This is a genomic window from uncultured Albimonas sp., assembly GCF_963977235.1.
Taxonomy (GTDB): domain Bacteria; phylum Pseudomonadota; class Alphaproteobacteria; order Rhodobacterales; family Rhodobacteraceae; genus Albimonas.
Genome location: NZ_CAXBOD010000079.1, coordinates 1 through 17,538, shown reverse-complemented (window position 1 = coordinate 17,538; position 17,538 = coordinate 1). Strand labels below are relative to the sequence as shown.

At 72.4% G+C, this 17,538-nt stretch carries 14 protein-coding genes; 8 read left to right on the top strand and 6 right to left on the bottom strand.

Annotated elements, in window-relative coordinates; translation table 11 throughout:
- The first annotated feature begins 316 nt into the window (after positions 1-316).
- The 7 genes from phnC (at position 317) to AAC134_RS21575 (ending at position 8,566) form a co-directional block, all read left to right on the top strand.
- Complete coding sequence (phnC, locus tag AAC134_RS21605) at positions 317-1,141, top strand: phosphonate ABC transporter ATP-binding protein (protein ID WP_339951469.1); 825 nt, start codon at positions 317-319, stop codon at positions 1,139-1,141.
- A gap of 95 nt (positions 1,142-1,236) precedes the next feature.
- On the top strand, positions 1,237-2,136 hold the full coding sequence (gene phnD, locus AAC134_RS21600) for a phosphonate ABC transporter substrate-binding protein (protein ID WP_339951467.1): 900 nt from the start codon (positions 1,237-1,239) through the stop codon (positions 2,134-2,136).
- A 181-nt stretch (positions 2,137-2,317) separates the two neighbouring features.
- The gene (gene phnE, locus AAC134_RS21595; RefSeq protein ID WP_339951465.1) at positions 2,318-4,525 is read left to right on the top strand and encodes a phosphonate ABC transporter, permease protein PhnE; all 2,208 of its coding nucleotides are present in this window, start codon (positions 2,318-2,320) and stop codon (positions 4,523-4,525) included.
- A complete protein-coding gene (locus tag AAC134_RS21590; protein ID WP_339951463.1) occupies positions 4,525-5,142 on the top strand; it encodes a DapH/DapD/GlmU-related protein in 618 nt (205 codons plus the stop codon). The genes phnE and AAC134_RS21590 overlap by 1 nt, the downstream gene beginning before the upstream one ends.
- A 4-nt stretch (positions 5,143-5,146) precedes the next feature.
- A complete protein-coding gene (locus tag AAC134_RS21585) occupies positions 5,147-6,259 on the top strand; it encodes a TIGR03364 family FAD-dependent oxidoreductase (RefSeq protein WP_339951461.1) in 1,113 nt (370 codons plus the stop codon).
- A gap of 13 nt (positions 6,260-6,272) precedes the next feature.
- Positions 6,273-7,055, top strand: a complete 783-nt coding sequence (gene phnX, locus AAC134_RS21580) for a phosphonoacetaldehyde hydrolase (protein ID WP_339951459.1) — start codon at positions 6,273-6,275, stop codon at positions 7,053-7,055.
- Positions 7,052-8,566 (top strand): sulfatase-like hydrolase/transferase, encoded by a 1,515-nt coding sequence (locus AAC134_RS21575; RefSeq protein WP_339951457.1) that lies wholly within the window; start codon positions 7,052-7,054, stop codon positions 8,564-8,566. Before phnX ends, AAC134_RS21575 begins: the two co-directional genes overlap by 4 nt.
- A gap of 59 nt (positions 8,567-8,625) precedes the next feature.
- Here AAC134_RS21575 and AAC134_RS21570 read toward each other — a convergent pair whose 3' ends face one another.
- Positions 8,626-10,173, bottom strand: coding sequence for a DHA2 family efflux MFS transporter permease subunit (locus AAC134_RS21570; protein ID WP_339951455.1), 1,548 nt, complete (start codon positions 10,171-10,173; stop codon positions 8,626-8,628).
- Between the two features lie 82 nt (positions 10,174-10,255).
- A complete protein-coding gene (locus AAC134_RS21565; RefSeq protein ID WP_339951453.1) occupies positions 10,256-11,551 on the bottom strand; it encodes an HlyD family secretion protein in 1,296 nt (431 codons plus the stop codon).
- Positions 11,552-11,716: 165 nt separating this feature from the next.
- On the opposite strand from AAC134_RS21565, the gene AAC134_RS21560 reads away from it, so the two are divergent.
- Positions 11,717-12,472 carry a TetR/AcrR family transcriptional regulator gene (locus AAC134_RS21560; protein WP_339951451.1) on the top strand — a complete coding sequence of 252 codons (756 nt, stop codon included), beginning with the start codon at positions 11,717-11,719 and terminating at the stop codon, positions 12,470-12,472.
- Between the two features lie 159 nt (positions 12,473-12,631).
- On the opposite strand, the gene AAC134_RS21555 is transcribed toward AAC134_RS21560, so the two are convergent.
- The 4 genes from AAC134_RS21555 to AAC134_RS21540 all read right to left on the bottom strand — a co-directional run bounded on the left by AAC134_RS21555 (position 12,632) and on the right by AAC134_RS21540 (position 17,369).
- Positions 12,632-13,135, bottom strand: a complete 504-nt coding sequence (locus AAC134_RS21555; protein ID WP_339951449.1) for a cytochrome b/b6 domain-containing protein — start codon at positions 13,133-13,135, stop codon at positions 12,632-12,634.
- A gap of 118 nt (positions 13,136-13,253) precedes the next feature.
- Positions 13,254-14,114 carry an SDR family oxidoreductase gene (locus AAC134_RS21550; protein ID WP_339951447.1) on the bottom strand — a complete coding sequence of 287 codons (861 nt, stop codon included), beginning with the start codon at positions 14,112-14,114 and terminating at the stop codon, positions 13,254-13,256.
- On the bottom strand, positions 14,111-15,637 hold the full coding sequence (locus AAC134_RS21545) for an NAD(P)/FAD-dependent oxidoreductase (protein ID WP_339951445.1): 1,527 nt from the start codon (positions 15,635-15,637) through the stop codon (positions 14,111-14,113). Before AAC134_RS21545 ends, AAC134_RS21550 begins: the two co-directional genes overlap by 4 nt.
- 70 nt (positions 15,638-15,707) lie before the next feature.
- A complete protein-coding gene (locus AAC134_RS21540) occupies positions 15,708-17,369 on the bottom strand; it encodes an amidohydrolase (RefSeq protein ID WP_339951443.1) in 1,662 nt (553 codons plus the stop codon).
- Positions 17,370-17,538 lie beyond the last annotated feature (169 nt).

Sequence of the window (17,538 nt, the reverse complement as noted above, 5' to 3'; positions counted from 1 at the left end):
TCGCTCTGATCGGCATCAGCGACGGACGGCTCCGGAGAACAGGCGCTCCGCGAGGCGTCTCGGGCGCGGCGCCCGGGACGCGCGGGGGGGCGACGTCGGCGCGGAGGGCGAGCGGCGGGTCCGGGCGGCGGTCGGGCCGGGCGCAAGGCCGGGTCCGCGCCCCGGGGGGAGGGGAAATCCTTCGGCGGAGTCTCTCGCTCCCCGCGCGGCGCCGCGCGCTCCCGCCGCAGGGCGCGTCACAAAACTGAATCCGAACCGTCGGGCTACTGTCGCCGGGCGCCTTTAGACGGCCCCCAGCAGACGGGAGCCGCGCATGCTGATCAAGATCGAGTCGCTGACCAAGAGGTTCGGCGCCGCCACCGCCGTGGATGCGGCCGAAATCCGCGTCGAGAAACCGGCGATGATCGGGATCATCGGACGCTCCGGCGCGGGCAAGTCGACCCTGCTGCGCATGATCAACCGCCTGACGCCGGCCACCTCCGGGCGCATCGTCGTCGACGGGGTGGACGTGCTGACCCTCAAGGGCGCCGCCCTGCGCCGCTGGCGGCGCGACTGCGCGATGATCTTCCAGCAGTTCAACCTCGTCCCCCGCCTCGACGTGGTCACCAACGTCATGCTCGGCCGGCTGAACGGCCACTCGGCGCTGGCCTCGGCCTTCAACGTCTTCGGCCAGGACGACATCGGCCAGGCGCTCGCCCATCTCGAGCGGCTGGGCATCGCCGAGCACGCCCTCAAGCGCGCCGAGGCCCTTTCGGGCGGGCAGCAGCAGCGCGTGGCCATCGCGCGCGCCCTGATGCAGGAGCCGCGCTTCGTGCTCGCCGACGAGCCCATCGCCTCGCTCGACCCGCTCAACGCCCAGGTGGTGATGGACGCCCTGCGCCGGATCCACGTCGAACACGGGCTGAGCGTGATCTGCAACCTGCACACGCTCGACACCGCGCGGCGCTATTGCGACCGCGTCATCGGCATGCGCGCCGGCCGCATCGTCTTCGACGGCCCCGCCGAGCTGCTGACCGAGGCCATGGCCCGCGAGATCTACGGCGCCGGCGCCGAATTCTCCGAGGCCTCGACCTCCACCAGCCTCGAGACGCTGACCCCATCGGAGGCGGCCGCCGCGCGCGCCGTCCCCGTTCCGGGCTGACCCTGCCGCGCCCGCGGCCCGAGGGCGCCCCCCCGTTCACCATCGCAGCCGATCCCGCGCCCTCCCGGGCCGGGACGAACCCCGAGGGAAATCCGATGAAGACCATCGCGCTCGCCGCCATCGCGGCCGCCACGCTCGCCTCCGCGGCCTCCGCCCAGGAGATCGCCGAGTTCCGCATCGGCCTGCTGGGGGGCGAGAACGCCTCCGACCGCATGCGCTCGAACGAGTGCCTGCGCGAGAAGACCGAGGCCCTGCTCGGCGTGCCCACCAAGCTGTTCGCGCCGGCCGACTACAACGGCGTCATCGAGGGCCTGCTGGGCGGCAACCTGGACATGGCCTGGCTGGGCGCCTCGGGCTACGCCAAGGTCTACCTCACCGACCCCGAGGCGGTCGAGCCGGTGCTGGTCAAGGTCAACACCGACGGCTCCTACGGCTACCACTCGATCGGCTTCGCGCGCGCCGACAGCGGCATCGCCTCGCTCGACGACATGAAGGGCAAGACCTTCGGCTTCGGCGATCCGAACTCGACCTCGGGCTACCTGATCCCCTCGATCGAGATCCCCGCCGCGGGCTATTCGATGACCCCGGGCGAGTATTTCGCCGACGTGGTGTTCACCGGCGGTCATGAGCAGACCATCGTCGCGGTCTACAACGGCGACATCGAGGCCGGCGTGACCTGGGCCGACGGCCTGGGCGAGTGGGAGGACGGCTACAACTCCGGCGCCCTGCGCAAGGCGGTGGACGCGGGCCTCGTGGACATGACAGAGATGGTCCAGATCTGGATGTCCAAGCCGATCCCCGAGGGCCCCATCGTGCTCGCCAAGGGCCTGCCCGAGGACGTGAAGCTGAAGATGACCGCGCTCGTCGCCTCGCTCGAGTCGATCGACCCCGAGTGCGCCTACGGCGTGATGGCCGGCGAGGCCAAGGGCTTCATGCCGATCACCCACGAGGCCTATCTCTCGATCATCGACGCCCGCAAGACCGCGTCCGAGTGATCCAGGCCCCGGCCTGACCGCGCAGGCCCCGGAGCCGCTCCGGGGCCTCGTCTCTTGCGGATCGGCCCGCCCCACGGGCGCCCCGGACCTGATCCGGGGCCTCCTGGGGCCGGCCGCGAGAGGCCCCGGATCAAGTCCGGGGCGCGCGCCCCCTTCCCCCACATCGCAGCCCGAGGCCCCCATGACCCTTGCGGACCTGGAAACCGAGATCGTCCGGCAGTCCCGCCGGCGCCAGATGTATTCGGGCCTCGCGGTCCTGATCGTCGCGGCGGTGCTGATCTCGGGGTTCGACCTGTCGAACTCGATGAACTCCGGGTCGTTCTGGAACGGGCTCGGCCAGTTCTTCGACTATCCCGCCGGCCTGCTGGGCGAGGCCTGGGACACCGGCCTGTTCGGGATGGCCGAGCTGCTGTGGCGATTCCTGCCCGCGCTGATCGAGACGCTCAACATCGCCGTCGCCGCCACCCTGCTGGGCGGCGCGGGCGCCGCGGTCCTGTCGCTGGCCGCCACCCCCAACCTCGGCGCGCCCGCCTGGCTGCGCCTGCCGATCCGCCGCACGCTCGACGTGATGCGCGCCTTCCCCGAGCTGATCATCGCGCTGTTCCTGATCTTCGTGCTGGGCACCTCGCCGGTGCCCGCAATGATCGCGGTCGCCTTCCACACCGTCGGCGCGCTGGGCAAGCTGTTCTCCGAGGTCAACGAGAACATCGACGTGAAACCGATGGAGGGGCTCGCCTCCTCCGGCGGCTCCTGGTTCCAGCGCATCCGCTACGGCGTGATCCCCCAGGTCGCCCCCAACTGGCTGAGCTATTTCCTGCTGCGGCTCGAGATCAACGTCCGCGCCTCGGCGATCCTGGGCTTCGTGGGCGCCGGCGGCATCGGCACCGAGCTGCGCCGCACCATCGGCTGGGGGCAGGGCTCGGGCGACGAGACCATCGCGCTGTTCATCCTGCTGATCGGCTCGATCGTGGTGATCGACCAGCTCTCCTCCTGGGGCCGCGCGCGGCTCGCCGGCAAGCACGGCCAGGGCGAGGAGACCGAGGCCCAGACCGCTCACGGGCATGAGAACCGCGTCGCCCGCACCCGCGCCATGGTCCGCCGCCGCACCGCGCTGACCGCGCTCGCGCCCGCGCTGGCGCTGGGCTATCTCGCCTACGCCTGGGTCGCCTTCGACGTCTCGGGCCTGCTCGCCTCGGCCCGGCCCGAGCGGGCGGCGATCCTCGCCACCGACTCGGTGATGTTCAAGACCCATGTCGAGCAGAGCCTGCGCACCGGCGAGGTCGCCGTGGCCATCGAGGGCGAGCGCACCGCCACCTATTCCCGCGACGCCCTCCCCGACTGGGTGCGCGCGGACGGCGAGACCTGGGACGTGGACCTCGGCGACGGCTTCTTCGCCACCATCGAGGGCCCCCGCCTGCGGGTCGAGGCGCCCGGCTACGGCGTCATCACCGTCACCGCCACCGAAGACGCGCTCCTCTACGACCTGCCCTCCGGCCCCCCGCCCGCGTGGCTGCGCACCGACCCCGTCAAGTTCGACATGCGCCCCGAGATCGGCAAGCGCATCCAGGCCTCCCGCGCCAAGTTCGAGATCCACCGCTACGCCTGGGGGTGGGAGAACTTCTGGTTCCCGTTCCGCTCCCCCCTCTGGGGTCTGAGCGCCGGCGAGGTCTGGTCGCTGGCCTGGTCCGACGACCGCATCGACCCCGACCTTTCCAACGCCGCCTTCATCTTCGACCAGTTCTGGACCAACCCCGACTGGATGCATGGCGAGGTCTTCAAGGCTCTGCTCGAAACCATCATGATGGCCCTGCTGGGCACCCTGGTCGCGGCCTTCGTGGGCCTGCCGCTCGCCTTCCTCGCGGCCTCCAACTTCACCCCCAGCCTGGCGCTGCGCTTCGGAGTGCGCCGCCTGTTCGACCTGCTGCGCGGCATCGACATGCTGATCTGGTCGCTGATCTTCATCCGCGCCTTTGGCCTCGGCCCGCTGACCGGCGCGCTCGCCATCGCCTTCACCGACACCGGCAGCCTCGGCAAACTGTTCTCCGAGGCGCTCGAGAACGTCGACGACAAGCAGATCGAGGGCGTGCATTCCACCGGCGCCACCCAGCTGCAACGCTACCGCTTCGGCGTGCTCCCCCAGATCATGCCGGTGTTCCTCAGCCAGGCGCTCTACTACCTCGAATCCAACACCCGCTCGGCCACCGTCATCGGCGCGCTGGGGGCGGGCGGCATCGGCCTGATGCTGGTCGAGACCATGCGCACCTCGCGCGACTGGGAAAACACGCTTTACATCATCGTCCTGACCATCCTTGTTGTCTTCGCGATGGACGCCCTGTCCGGCTGGCTCCGCCGCCGCCTGATCCAGGGCCGCGAGGCGCGGGAGGTCTGATGGCGCGGCTGAGCGAAACCCCCTGGATCGACCCCAGCAGCCGGGTGATCGACTCGCGCCTTGGCCCCTACACCGAGGTCATGGCCGGATCTCACCTGCTCGAGGTCGACTTCGGCGCCTATTCCTACTGCGCCGGCCGCAACGAGATCGCCTATTCGCGCATCGGCAAGTTCGCCAACATCGCCTCCGGCTGCCGGATCTGCCCGACCAACCACCCCTACCAGCGCGCCTCGCTGCATCATTTCATGTATCGCGCCTCCAACTACTGGGACGACGCGAGCGACGAGGCCGAGGTGTTCGAGGAGCGTCGCCGCAACGGCGTCACCGTCGGCCATGACACCTGGTTCGGCTACAACGCCGTGATCATGCCCGGCGTCACCGTCGGCGACGGCGCCATCGTCGCCGCCGGCGCGGTGGTGACCAGGGACGTCGCCCCCTACACCATCGTCGGCGGGGTCGCGGCGGCCCCGATCAAGCCCCGCTTCCCCGCCCCCATCGCGCAAAGACTTCAGGCGATGGCCTGGTGGGACTGGGATCACGCCACGCTTCGTGCAAGGCTCGACGACTTCCGCAGCCTCCCGGTCGAGGCGTTCCTCGAGCGATACGAACAGGCCTGAACGCATGAGCTACGACGTCGCCGTGGTCGGCGCCGGCATCCTGGGCCTCGCGCACGCGCTGGCCGCCGCGCGCCTCGGCAAGCGCGTGGTGGTGATCGAGCGCGACGCCCAGGCCAACGGCGCCTCGATCCGCAACTTCGGCTTCGTGACGGTCAACGGCCAGCAGGCCGGCGACTGCTGGACCATGGCCCGCCGCGCCCGCGACGTCTGGGCCGAGGTCGCGCCCCAGGCCGGGATCGAGATCCTCCACCCCGGCATGCTGGTCACCGCGCGCCGCCCCGAGGCCGAGGCCGTCATCGACGCGTTCCTCGCCACCGAGATGGGCGCCGACTGCCGCCGCCTGACCCGCGCCCAGGCCCTCGACTACGCCCCTGTCTCGGCCCAGGTCACCGCCGCCCTCCACTCCCCCCTCGAATTCCGGGTGGAGTCCAAGACCGCGATCCCCAAACTCGCCGCCTGGCTCGCCGAGGCCCACGGCGTCGCGTTCCGCTGGCAGACCGAGGTTCACGCGGTCGACGCCCCCCGCATCGAAACCTCCGCCGGCCTGATCGAGGCCGAAACCGTGATCCTCTGCCCTGGCGACGACTACGCCGGCCCCTTCGCCGAGCGGCTGGCCGCCTACAACCTCACCCGCTGCAAGCTGCAGATGCTGCGCGTGATGCCGACCGAGCGCCCCAGGCTGGGGGCTGCCGTCATGTCCGACCTCGGCCTCGCCCGCTACCTCGGCTACGCCGAACTGCCCGAGGCGCAGGCGCTGAAGACCCTCCTCGAGGCCGAGCAGCCTTCCCACCGGTCCAACGGCGTGCACCTGATCGTGGTGCAGTCGGCCGACGGCTCCCTCGTGGTCGGCGACAGCCACCACTACGCGGACACGCCCGACCCGTTCTCCTCGACCCTCGTCGACCGGCTGATGCTGGGCGAGATGGAGGCCGCCCTCGACCTCGGCCCCTGTGCCGTCACCGAGCGGTGGCTCGGCACCTACGCCTCCGCCCCCGACCGCTGGCGGCTGACCGACGCGCCCGACCCCGCCACTCGCCTGTGCATCGTCACCGCCGGCTGCGGCGCCTCGACCTCCTTCGCCATCGGCGAGGAGACCCTCGCCGCCCTTTTCGCCTGACAGGAGCCCTGCCATGAAATTCGACGCGGTCATCTTCGACTGGGCCGGCACGATGATCGACTTCGGCTCCTTCGCGCCGATGGGCGTCTTCGTCGAGGCCTTTGCCCGGTTCGGCGTGACCGCCACGATCGAGGAGGCCCGCGGCCCCATGGGCGCCCCCAAGCGCGCCCATATCCAGGCGATGCTGGCCATGCCCTCGATCCGCGCCCAGTGGCAGGCCGAGCATGGCCGCGCCCCGACCGAGGAAGACGTCGACGCGGTCTACGCGATCTTCGTGCCGATGAACGAGGCGGTGGCGCCGAAATACGCGACCCTCGTCCCCGGCGCCAAGTCGACGCTCGACGCGCTCGCCGCCCGCGGGATCCGCGTCGGCTCCACCACCGGCTATGTCCGCTCGATCATGAAAGGCGTGATCCCGGTCGCCGCCGCGCAGGGCTTCTCGCCCGAGTGCATCGTCTGCGCCGACGACGTCGAAGGAGGCCGCCCCGGCGCGGAACAAATGTTCCTCGCCTTCGAACAGATGTCTCTGAATCGGGGCGCAAAAGTCCTGAAAGTGGACGATACCGAGCCCGGCATCGCCGAGGGCGTGGCCGTCGGCGCCGTCACCGTGGGGGTCGCCCTCTCGGGCAATATCGCCGGCCTCACGGTCGAGGATCTGATGGCGCTTCCCGACGACGAGCGCGCCGCGCTGCTGGCGAAAGCCTCCGGAATCCTGCGCGCGGCCGGCGCCGACCACGTCATCGAGACGGTCGCCGACCTGCCCGACCTGATCGAGGCGCTGGAGGCGAAGGGGTGAGCGCGCCCGACGAGCTCAACATCCTTTTCATCACCGCCGACCAGCTCCGCGCCGACGTCCTGCACGGCCGGCTGGCCGGGATCGCGCCCACCCCGAACCTCGACCGACTGGCGCGAGAGTCCGTGGCGTTCGACAGTCACTACACCGTCACCGCCCCCTGCGGCCCGGCCCGCGCCAGCCTGCTGACCGGGCTTTATGCCAGCAATCACGGTAGCTTGCGCAACGGCACGCCGCTCGACGCCAGCCTGACCAACCTGGCCCACGAGTGGCGCAAGGCCGGCCGCGAGCCGCTGCTGTTCGGCTACACCGACGCCACCCCCGACCCGGATGCGGTCCACCCCGCCGACCCCGCCCTGCGCTCCTACGAGGGCCTGCTGCCGGGGTTCCGGGAGGTCGTTGAGATGCGCTTCGAAAGCCCCCACACCTGGCTCGCGCATCTCATCGCTCAGGGCTACGACCTCCCCCGCCCGCTGCCCCAGCGCCTGTTCGAGCTGTATCTTCCCCAGGGAGGAGAGATCGCGGGCCCCGCCCTCTACCGGGCCGAGGACAGCGACACCGCGCTGCTGACCGACCTGACGCTCGCCCATCTCGACGCCCGCCGCGACCACCCGTGGACCGCGCACCTCACCTACATCCGCCCCCACCCCCCCTTCGTCGCCCCCGCCCCCTGGAACGTCGCCGTCTCGCCGGACGCGATCCCCCTGCCGGGCGAGGAGCGGGCCGGGCATCCGTTCACGCAGGCCTGGTTCTCCGAGCGCAGTTCCTTCGGCCTGTGGATGGGCTTCAACGGCGATTGCGAGGGGCTGCCGCTGGCGCAGGCTCAGGCGCTGCGGGCGGTATATCTTGGGCTGGTGGCCGAGCTCGACCACCACATCGGGCGCCTGCTCGACTGGCTCGATGAGACGGGGCAGGCGCAGCGCACGCTGCTCGTGTTCACCGGCGACCATGGCGAGATGCTGGGCGACGGCCGCCTGTGGGGCAAGCACGCGGTGTTCGAGAAGGCCTTCCACGTCCCCCTGATGATCCGCGACCCCCGCCGCCCCGCGCAGGCCGGCCGCCGGGTGAGCGCCCCGACCGAGAGCGTCGACCTCGCCCCCACCCTCCTGTCGCTCGCCGGCCGCACGCCGCCCGCCCCCTGGGACGGCCGCCCGCTGACCCCCTGGCTCGAGGGCGAAACGCCGGCCGACTGGCGAACCTCCGCCCTGATGGAGATAGATTTCGCCGAACCGCCCGGCCCCTCGGGGGGCCGCGAGACCCGCTTCCAGCGCGCCTGGGGCACGGGGCTCGAGGACTCGGGCGCCGTGATCCTGCGCGAGGGCCGCTGGCGGCTCGTCCGCTTCGCCGCCGAACACCTGCCCCCGATGCTGTTCGACATGGAGGGCGACCCCGAGGAGACCACGAACCTAGCCCTCCAGGCGCCCGAGCAGGTCGCCCGGATGACCGAGACGCTGCTGCGCCGGCGCCTCGCCCGCGCGGGCCGGGGCAAGGCGCACCTGGCGGTGGGGGTCTGAGGCCCGGGCCCGGCGCGCCCCGGGCCTGACCCGGGGCCGCCTGCGGGCCGGGCGCGGCCTCAGTGAGCCTCGACCGACTGCCCCTCGGGCGGCTTCTTCATCAGCAGCGCCACCAGGGCCAGCCCGCTGAACAGCGCCGCGATCAGCAGGAAGATGTCGATGAAGCTCATCACGCTCGCCTGTCCGTGCAGCCGCCCGGCCATCTGCGCCAGCGCCCCGGCCGGGTCCATGCCGTGGGCGCTGAGGTTCCCCTCCAGCATCTGCATCTGGCGCAGGGCCTCGGGGTTGGACCAGGTCACGCTTTCGCGCAGGCGGTCGTAGTGCAGGTCGGCGCGGTCTGCGAGGATCGTGTTGATCACCGCCAGCCCCACCGCCCCCCCGAGGTTGCGCATCAGGTTGTAGAGGCCCGAGCCGCCCTTCATCTTCTCCGGCGGCAGGGTCCCCAGCGCCAGGTTGTTGATCGGCACCATGCACAGCATCAGCGACATGCCGCGCAGGATCTGGGGGACCAGCAGCTCGTCGAAGGACCAGTCGGCGGTCAGCCCGGTCAGCATCCAGGTCGAGCTCGCGAAGCCCAGGAAGCCGATCAGCAGCATCACCCGCAGATCGAGCTTGCGCGACAGGATCCCCGCCAGCGGCGCCGAGCAGAACATCGCGAGCCCCGAGACGAACACCGTCTCGCCGATCTGCAGGCTGTCGAGCCCCCGGATCTGCGCGAGATACAGCGGATAGAGATAGGTCAGCCCGTAAAGCCCGATCCCCATCACGAACGAGAACGCCGACCCGATGGAGAAATTCACGTCGCGATAGGCCGAGAGGTCGATCAGGGGATCCGCCCGCGTCAGCGCCCGCCAGAAGGTCACGAGGCCGCCCACCACCATCACGACCGCCAGGATCGCCACCCCCTCGTCGGCCAGCCAGTCGTTGGCGGGCCCTTCCTCGAGCACGTATTCCATGCCCCCCAGGAACCCCGCCAGCGCCAGCAGCCCCCACCAGTCGAAGCGGTCGAACAGCTTCCAGTCGGGCTTGTCGAAATCGATCAGCAGGAAGGCGGCCAGCGTCACCCCGATGCCCGGGATCACGTTGACCAGGAACAGCCAGTGCCAGGAGAGGTGGAAGGACAGATACCCCCCCACCGTCGGCCCGACCGTGGGCGCCAGCGTCGCCACCAGCCCCACCATCGGCGAGACCAGGCTGCGTTTGGAGGCCGGGAAGATCGTGAAGGCGGCCGCGAAGACCGAGGGGATCATGCCCCCGCCCAGGAACCCCTGCACGGCGCGCCACAGGATCATCTCGCCGATCGAGGACGACATCGCGCACATGAAGCTCGCGAAGGTGAACCCGGCGGCGGCGACGGTGAACATCAGCCGCGTCGACATCATCCGGCCGAGGAACCCCGACAGCGGGATCATGATCACCTCGGCGATCAGGTAGGAGGTCTGCACCCAGCTGATCTCGTCGGGGCTGGCGGCCAGCCCGGCCTGGATCTCGGGCAGCGAGGCCGAGACGATCTGGATGTCCAGGATCGCCATGAACATCCCGAAGACCATCACCAGGAAGCTGACGACGCGGCGGGGCGTCAGCTCCGGTTCGGGGGCGGCGGACATGGGGCGTTCCCTTGCTCGGTGGGCGCGGCCCGGTCGGCGACGACGGCGTCGGCCGAGGCGATGGGGTTCGGCGGGCGGGCGCTCAGTGCGCGGCGGCGAGGCGCTCGGCGTCGGTCTTCGCCGGCGCGGGGGCCGAGGCGGGGCGCGCGCCGGGGGCGGGCGCGTCGGGCGCGGTGCGCAGGTCGACCGAGACGATGGCCGAGAGGCCCGCGCGCAGGGCGCCCGAGGCCAGCGCCTCGGGCGGGATCTCGATGCGCACCGGCACGCGCTGGACGACCTTGGTGAAGTTGCCCGTCGCGTTCTCGGCCGGCAGGAGGGAGAAGACCGCGCCGGTCGCCGGGGCGGTCGAGGCGACGCGCCCCTCGAAGCTGCGCTCGGGCAGGGCGTCGAAGGCGATCTCCACGCTCTGGCCCGCCGCGAGGCCGGCCATCTGCGTCTCCTTGAAGTTGGCCTCGATGTAGAAGCCGTCGTCGGGCACCAGCGCCGCGAGGCGCGCGCCGGGGGAGACGAGGTCGCCCGACTGGACCGCGAGGTTGGCGAGCGTTCCGTCGACCGGCGCGCGCAGCGTGGTCAGCTCGAGGTCCCGGCGGGCCTGGTCGACGGCGAGCTCGAGCTCGTGTCTGGCGCCCTCGGACTCGGCGCGCTGGGCGGCGAGGACCTGCACCTGGGCGCGCGCGCTCTCGACCGCGGCCCTGGCCGAGGCGAGGTTGGCCGAGGCGGTGTCGAAGGCCTCGGTCGCCCCGTCGAGCTGCGCCTGGGCGGCGACCTTGCGCGAGACGAGGTCGCGGGCGCGCGTGAGGCTGATCGAGGCGTTCTTCAGCGTCGCCTCGGCGGCGTGCTGGCCGGCGACGGCCTGGTCGACGGCGGCGCCGGCGGCCTCGATCTGGGCGTCGATGCGCGCCAGCGTGCGGTCGGCGGTGGCGACCCGGCTCTGCGCCATCTGCAGCGCGATGCGGTAGTCGCCGTCGTCGAGGCGCACCAGCGTGTCGCCGGCCCGCACGTGGACGTTCTCGTGCACCGGCAGCGCCGCGACATAGCCCTGCACGCGGCTCGAGATCAGGGTGATGTCGGACTGCACATAGGCGTCGTCGGTCTCGATCATGAAGCGGCCGACGGTCCACCAGTGCCAGCCCTCGTACCCCCCTGCGCCCAGCGCAAGCAGCCCCAGAACCGCAAGGATCGCCTTGCGGCGGCCGGAGCGCTTGGGCTTGCCGGGGGCCTCGGGCGTCCCGGAGGCGGGGGCGCTCGCCTCAGGGGCGGGGGCTTGCGGGCCCGGCGCGTGCGGGGCGGGCGCTTGCGGGGCGTCGCGCCGCTGGGAGGGCGCGACGGGAACCGCCTCGCGCGCGGCCTCGGCGGTCCGGGGGTCATGCTTTGACATCTTCGCGTCCTTGGGACGGGGCGGGGGGGCGGGCGGCGACTCGGCGATGCGAGATCGAACCGAGCGGTTCGATGCGAGATAGGCCGGGGCGAAAGTGGAATCAAGACTTCATCGAACCGCACGGTTCGATTATGTGTGTCGCCGGCCCGCCCCTCAGGACTTCCGATGACCGCGCAGAACCCCGATCCCGATCCGGCCGAGACCGAGGCCGAGGCCACCCCGCCCGACGACCTCTCGGAGGCCGGGCGCGGGCGGCGTCACGCGGCCGGCGCGGACCCCGCCAAGCGCGCCCAGATCATCGAGGGCGCGGCGCAGGCGTTTCTCGAGAAAGGCTTCGACGCCGCCTCGATGGAGGATGTGCGGCGGGCGGCGGGCGTCTCGAAGGGCACGATCTACGTCTATTTCGCCGACAAGGCCGAGCTGTTCGAGGCGCTGGTGGCCGAGAAGCGCGACCGGATGTTCGCCGGCGTCGTCGCGGTGCTGGACGAGCCGGCGCCGCTGCCCGAGAAGCTGACCCGCTTTGGCGAGGCGCTGTGCCGGGTGCTGTGTTCGCAGGACGTGATCCGCGCCCAGCGGATCGTCGTCGGCGCGGTGGCGCGGATGCCCGAGATGGGCGAGCGCTTCTATCGCGTCGGCCCCAGCCGGATGCACGACCGCCTCTGCGCCCTGTTCGAGCAGGAGGTCGCGGCCGGCCGGCTGGCGGTCCCCGACCCGCACCTGGCGGCGGTGCAGTTCATCGAGCTGGTCTCGGCCGGTCTCTGGCGGCGCCGGCTGTTCTGCGGCCAGCGGGCCGCGGTCGACGAGGCGGAGATCGCGCGGGTCGTCGCCGCGGGCGTCGACCTGCTGCTGCGCGCCTGGGGGCGGGGCGAGGCCGCCCCGGCCCCGGACTCCCGGCCCGCCGGCCCCGCCCCGGCCGCCTGAGGCGGCGGTCCGGGCGAGGCGGCCGGGCGAGGCGGCCGGGCGCGGCCGAGACCTCCCTCGGGCGTTGCGGGAGACCGGGCGGCGACGCGCGTCCGCGGCGGAGGGGCCGGGGGGATGTCGGCTCCGGCCCCCCCGATCAGGGCGGGCCGGGCGGACCCGTCACTTCATGCGGGCGAGGAGGCCGGTCTTCCACCAGAGCTGGTGGACGGCCACCGCCGCGACATGGGCGGCGATCAGCGCCAGAAGGAGGTTCATCAGCAGCTCGTGCGCCTCCGCGGCCGGGCCGATCAGGCCGAACCAAGCCGCGAGCCCCGAGAGCGGCATCGCCAGCAGCAGCGCGTAGATCGCCCGGTGCGCCCATTTCGAGGCGACGCGGAAGACCTCGGGCTCCCCGGCCGGGGCTTCGGGGGCGCCGTGGGCGCGGCGCAGCCACAGGCGGGCGAGCGCGCAGGCCAGAACCAGGAGGCCGATGACCAGATGCGCGACGGGGACCAGCCCCCAGGCGCGGGCGCCGGTCTCCATCGTCGTGTGGAAGGGGCGGCCCATGGAATCGAAGATCAGCCATTGCAGGGCGATCAGCCCGACCACGGCCCAGTGCAGCAGCTTCTGGGCGGGGGTGTAGGCGGCGGGGGTATGGGCGGGAGAGGCGGGGGCTACGGTCATGTCCTTGGCTCCGCTGGAAGGAGGGGGGGCGCAGGTTGCACGTCGGGACTTCCGCGTTCCGTCGCCGGGCGGGCGGGCGGGCGGGCGGACGGGCGGACCGGCGGAGCGACGACTGGCCTCAGTCGGAGAACAGCTTCGTCTGCTCGGCCGCCACGCGGGTCGGGTAGCGCTCGGGGAACAGGCGGACGAAGCGGTCGAGCCAGACCGCCATGCGGGTGACCACGATGCGCGAGCGGCCCCGCGCGACGCCCTCGAGGATCACGCGGGCGGCCGTCTCGGGGGGCATCTTCAACAGCTTGCGCTCATAGACCGCGACGCTGGCCTCGGCGCGGGCGCGGTCTTCGGGGCGGAGGTCGCGAAGCTCGGCCAGGTTGGCGCGCGCGATGTTGGTGGCCACGCCTCCGGGGTGGACGACGACGACCTGCACCGGGGCGCGGGCCATCAGCATCTCGATCCGGATCGCCTCGGTGAAGCCGCGGACGGCGAACTTGGAGGCGCAGTAGGCCGAAAGCCCCCCCTGCGCCATCAGCCCGTTGAGCGAGGAGATGTTGACCAGCGCCCCGTCGCCGCTGGCGATCAGCCGGGGCAGGAAGGCGCGCGTGCCGTGGATCACGCCCCACAGGTTCACCTCGAGGATCCGCTCGAACGCGCCCTGGCGCATCTCCATGAGCGGGCCGGAGCCCAGCGAGATGCCGGCGTTGTTGTAGAGCTGGTGGACGGCGCCGAAGCGGGCCTCTGTCGCCTCGGCCCAGGCCTGGAGGGCGGCGGGGTCGGCGACGTCGAGGACGGTGGGCTCGACCTCGGCCCCCGCGGCGCGCAGGAGGGCGGCGGTCTCGGCCAGCCCGGACTCGGAGAGGTCCGAGATCGCGAGGCGCGCGCCGCGGGCGGCGAGCTCCAGCGCCAGCGCCCGGCCGATGCCCGAGCCTGCGCCGGTGATCGCGGCGACGCGGTTTGCGAAGCGGTCGGCGCGGCGGGTCATTCGGCGGCCTCGCGCAGGGGGGCGGGGTCGAAGCGCAGGGCGGGGTCGTCGACGGGGCCACGGCGGAGCTGCGCCTCGTCGGCGAGGTAGTTGAAGGTCATCGTCCACGGCTCGCGGTCGCCCTGGCGGGGCAGCCCGTCCAGGGCGCGCAGGACGTAGCCGGCCTGGAAGTCCATCAGTGGCCGCTCGGCGAGGTCGGGGGGGCGGCGGGGCGTGCAGACCGCGGCGCCGGTCGCCTGCATGTGGTTGAGCAGGCGGCAGAAATGCTCGCACAAGAGGCCGATCTTCAGGGTCCAGGAGGCGTTGGTGTAGCCGATGGCGAAGCAGAAGTTCGGCACGCCGTCGAGCATCATGCCCTTGAACACCAGGTGGTCGGAGGGGACCACCGGCGCCCCGTCCACCGACAGGACCGCGCCGCCGAAGAGCTGCAGCTTCAGGCCGGTGGCGGCGACGAGGACGTCGGCCTCGATCTCGGTCCCGTCTTCCATCCGCAGGCCCTGGGGGGTGACGCGCTCGAGCCCTCCGGTGACGATCGAGGCGCGGCCGGACCGGATCGCCTTGAAGAAATCCCCGTCGGGCACGGCGCACAGGCGCTGGTCCCAGGGGCCGTAGGGCGGGTTGAAATGACGGTCGACGTCGAAGCCCTCGGGCAGCGAGCGGCGGTTGACCCAGCGGATCAGGCGGCGGGCGGTCCGGGGGTGTCGCTGGCACAAGAGCCACAGCCAGCGCTGCTGGAGGATGTTCTTGCGCCGGGCCCAGGCGTGGGCGGTGCGGGCGGGCAGAAGCGCGCGGAACAGGCTGGCGAGCCCGTCGCCCGAGGGCATCGGCAGCACGTAGGACGGCGTGCGCTGCACCTGGGTCACCCGGGCTCCGGAGCGGGCCAGCGCGGGGACCAGGGTGACGGCGGTGGCGCCGCTGCCGATCACGGCGATGCGCTTGCCCGCGGGGTCGAAGTCGGCAGGCCAGAACTGGGGGTGCAGGATCGGGCCGGGGAAGGCGTCTTCGCCGGGGAACCGGGGGCGGTGGCCCTTCGCGTAGTCGTAGTAGCCGGTGGCGCCGAAGATCCAGCGGGCGTGGAGGGCGGTCTCGGTCCCGTCGTCCTCGTCGCGCAGGCGCACGGTCCACAGGCCGCGGGACGAGGACCAGTCGGCCGCGAGCACCCGGCGGCGGAAGCGGATGCGCGGGGTCACGCCGTGCTCGTCGGCGGCCTCGCGCAGGTAGGCCAGGATCTCGTCCCCCCCGGCGATGGCCTTGTGCGAGGTCCACGGCTTGAAGTCGTAGCCGAAGGTGTAGAGGTCGGAATCCGAGCGGACGCCGGGATAGCGGAACAGGTCCCAGGTGCCGCCGAGGTCCGCGCGCGCCTCGACCACCGCCCAGGCGCGGGAGGGCGCCTCGCGGGTCAGCCAGCAGGCGGCGCCGATGCCCGAGAGGCCGGCGCCGACGATCAGCACGTCGAGGATCTCGGGCTGGGTCCGGGGCGGGGTCCGGGGCTGGGTCTCGGGCGGCGGCGCGGGTTCGGTCATCTGGGGTCCTCCCGCCGCGCAGTCTGGCCGATCCGGGGCGGGTTCCAAAGCCCTGTCGCGCGGGGGAGCCTCAGGCCTGCCAGGTGATCCGGCCGCCGCAGAGGGTGATCGCGGCGCGGGCCTGGTCGATCTGCGCGGGGGGGAGCGACTCGAGGTCGTGGGACATCACCGCGATGTCGGCCATCATGCCGGGGGCGAGGCGGCCCTTGCGGGCCTCGTTGAACTCGATCCAGGCGTTGCCGGCGGTGCAGCTTTCCAGCGTCTCGAGCAGGGTCTGGGCGTTGTCGACCCAGGGCGGGCCGAGATCGAGAGGCGCGACGGCGGCCTTGAGGTTGGCGGTGACGTCCACCGGCATCACCGGCCAGTCGGTCGAGAAGATCACCCGCGCGCCCGAGTCCCGGATCTTTCGCCAGGCGAAGGCCCAGGGGATCTGGCGGTCGTGCAGCATCTTGCCGGTGCCCTGGGGCGGGAACACGCCGCCGAAGGGGGCGTGGCCGGGCTGGATCGAGGCCACCGCGCCGAGCGCCTTGAAGCGGGGCAGGTCGGCGGGGTCGAGCACCTCGATATGCTCGACCCGGTGGCGGGAGTCGCGGGGGCCGTTGGCCTCGCGCGCGGCCTGGTAGCCGTCGAGCGTGCGGCGCACCGCGAGGTCGCCGATGGCGTGGGTGGCGATCTGGAAGCCGCGGCGGTCGGCCTCGATGCAGGCGGCGTTGAAGTGCTCGGGCTCGAACACCGCGTCGCCGGTGGTGGTCAGGCCGGGGTAGGGGTCGATCATCAGGGCGGTCGAGCTTTCGACCACGCCGTCCATGAACATCTTCACCCGGCCCGTCCACAGCCAGTCGCCGGCGAAGCGGCGGCGCATCTCCTCGGCCTCCTCGAAGCGGTCGAGGGTGTTGACGCTCCGGTAGTGAAAGGGGACCTCGGTGCGGCAGAGGAGGCGGCCCTCGGCCTCGCAGGCCTGCAGGAGCTCGGCGGTGTAGAAATTGCCGTCCATGTTGTGGAGGCCGGTGATCCCGTGGGAGGCGGCGTGGCGCAGGCCGCGGGCGATGACGGTGGCGTCGAGCGCGCGTTCGGCCGGGGTCGGGGCCGGGACCGGGTCGTCGCCCGAGACGAGGCCGAACATGTCGCGCCCGCCGTAGCGGGTGTGGGCGAGGATCGGGGCGTAGGCGCCGGGCTCGCGCAGCTCGCCGGTGGCGGTTCCGTCGGGGGCGAGGCGGATCTCGGAGCCCATCTCGGTCTCTCCGCCGTGCAGGAGGCCCGCGAGCTCCAGCGCCGGCGTGTTGGCCCAGATGGTGTGGTGATCGGGGGCGAACATGGCGAAGGGGCGGTCGGGGAGGACGCGGTCGAGGTCCTGGCGGGTGGTGGGGCGGCCCTCGCCGAGGATCGCGTAGTCGGCCTGGATGGCGAAGACCACGCGGTCGGAGGGGGCGGCGGCGGCGTAGGCGCGGACGCTCGCCGTCAGCGCGTCGAGGCCCCGGGTTCCGTGCAGGTCGAGGTAGTCGAGCTCGACCGCGCCCTGGAACAGGTGGACGTGGCTGTCGATGAAGCCGGGCAGGACCGTGCCCCCCTGGGCGTCGAGGATGCGGGTCGCGGGGCCGGCGAGGCCGCGGATCGCCGCCGTCTCGCCCACCGCCACGATCGCGCCGCCCGCGACGGCCAGCGCCGAGGCGCGGGGACGGGCGGGGTCCATGGTCAGCAGGCGGCCGTTGAGGATCACGAGGTCGGGGGTCACCAGGGTCTCCGTCGGCGGAAGGCGCGGCGCGGGGCGGCGCTGGGGGATGAGCCAGCGCGCCGCTCCGCGGCGCGGGGGGACAGCAGGCGCCCTGCGGGCGGGCTTGCGGCGTGGCGGGGGTGGACGCCGGGAGACGCGGAGGCCGCTTCCGAACTCACCAGAGAACAGG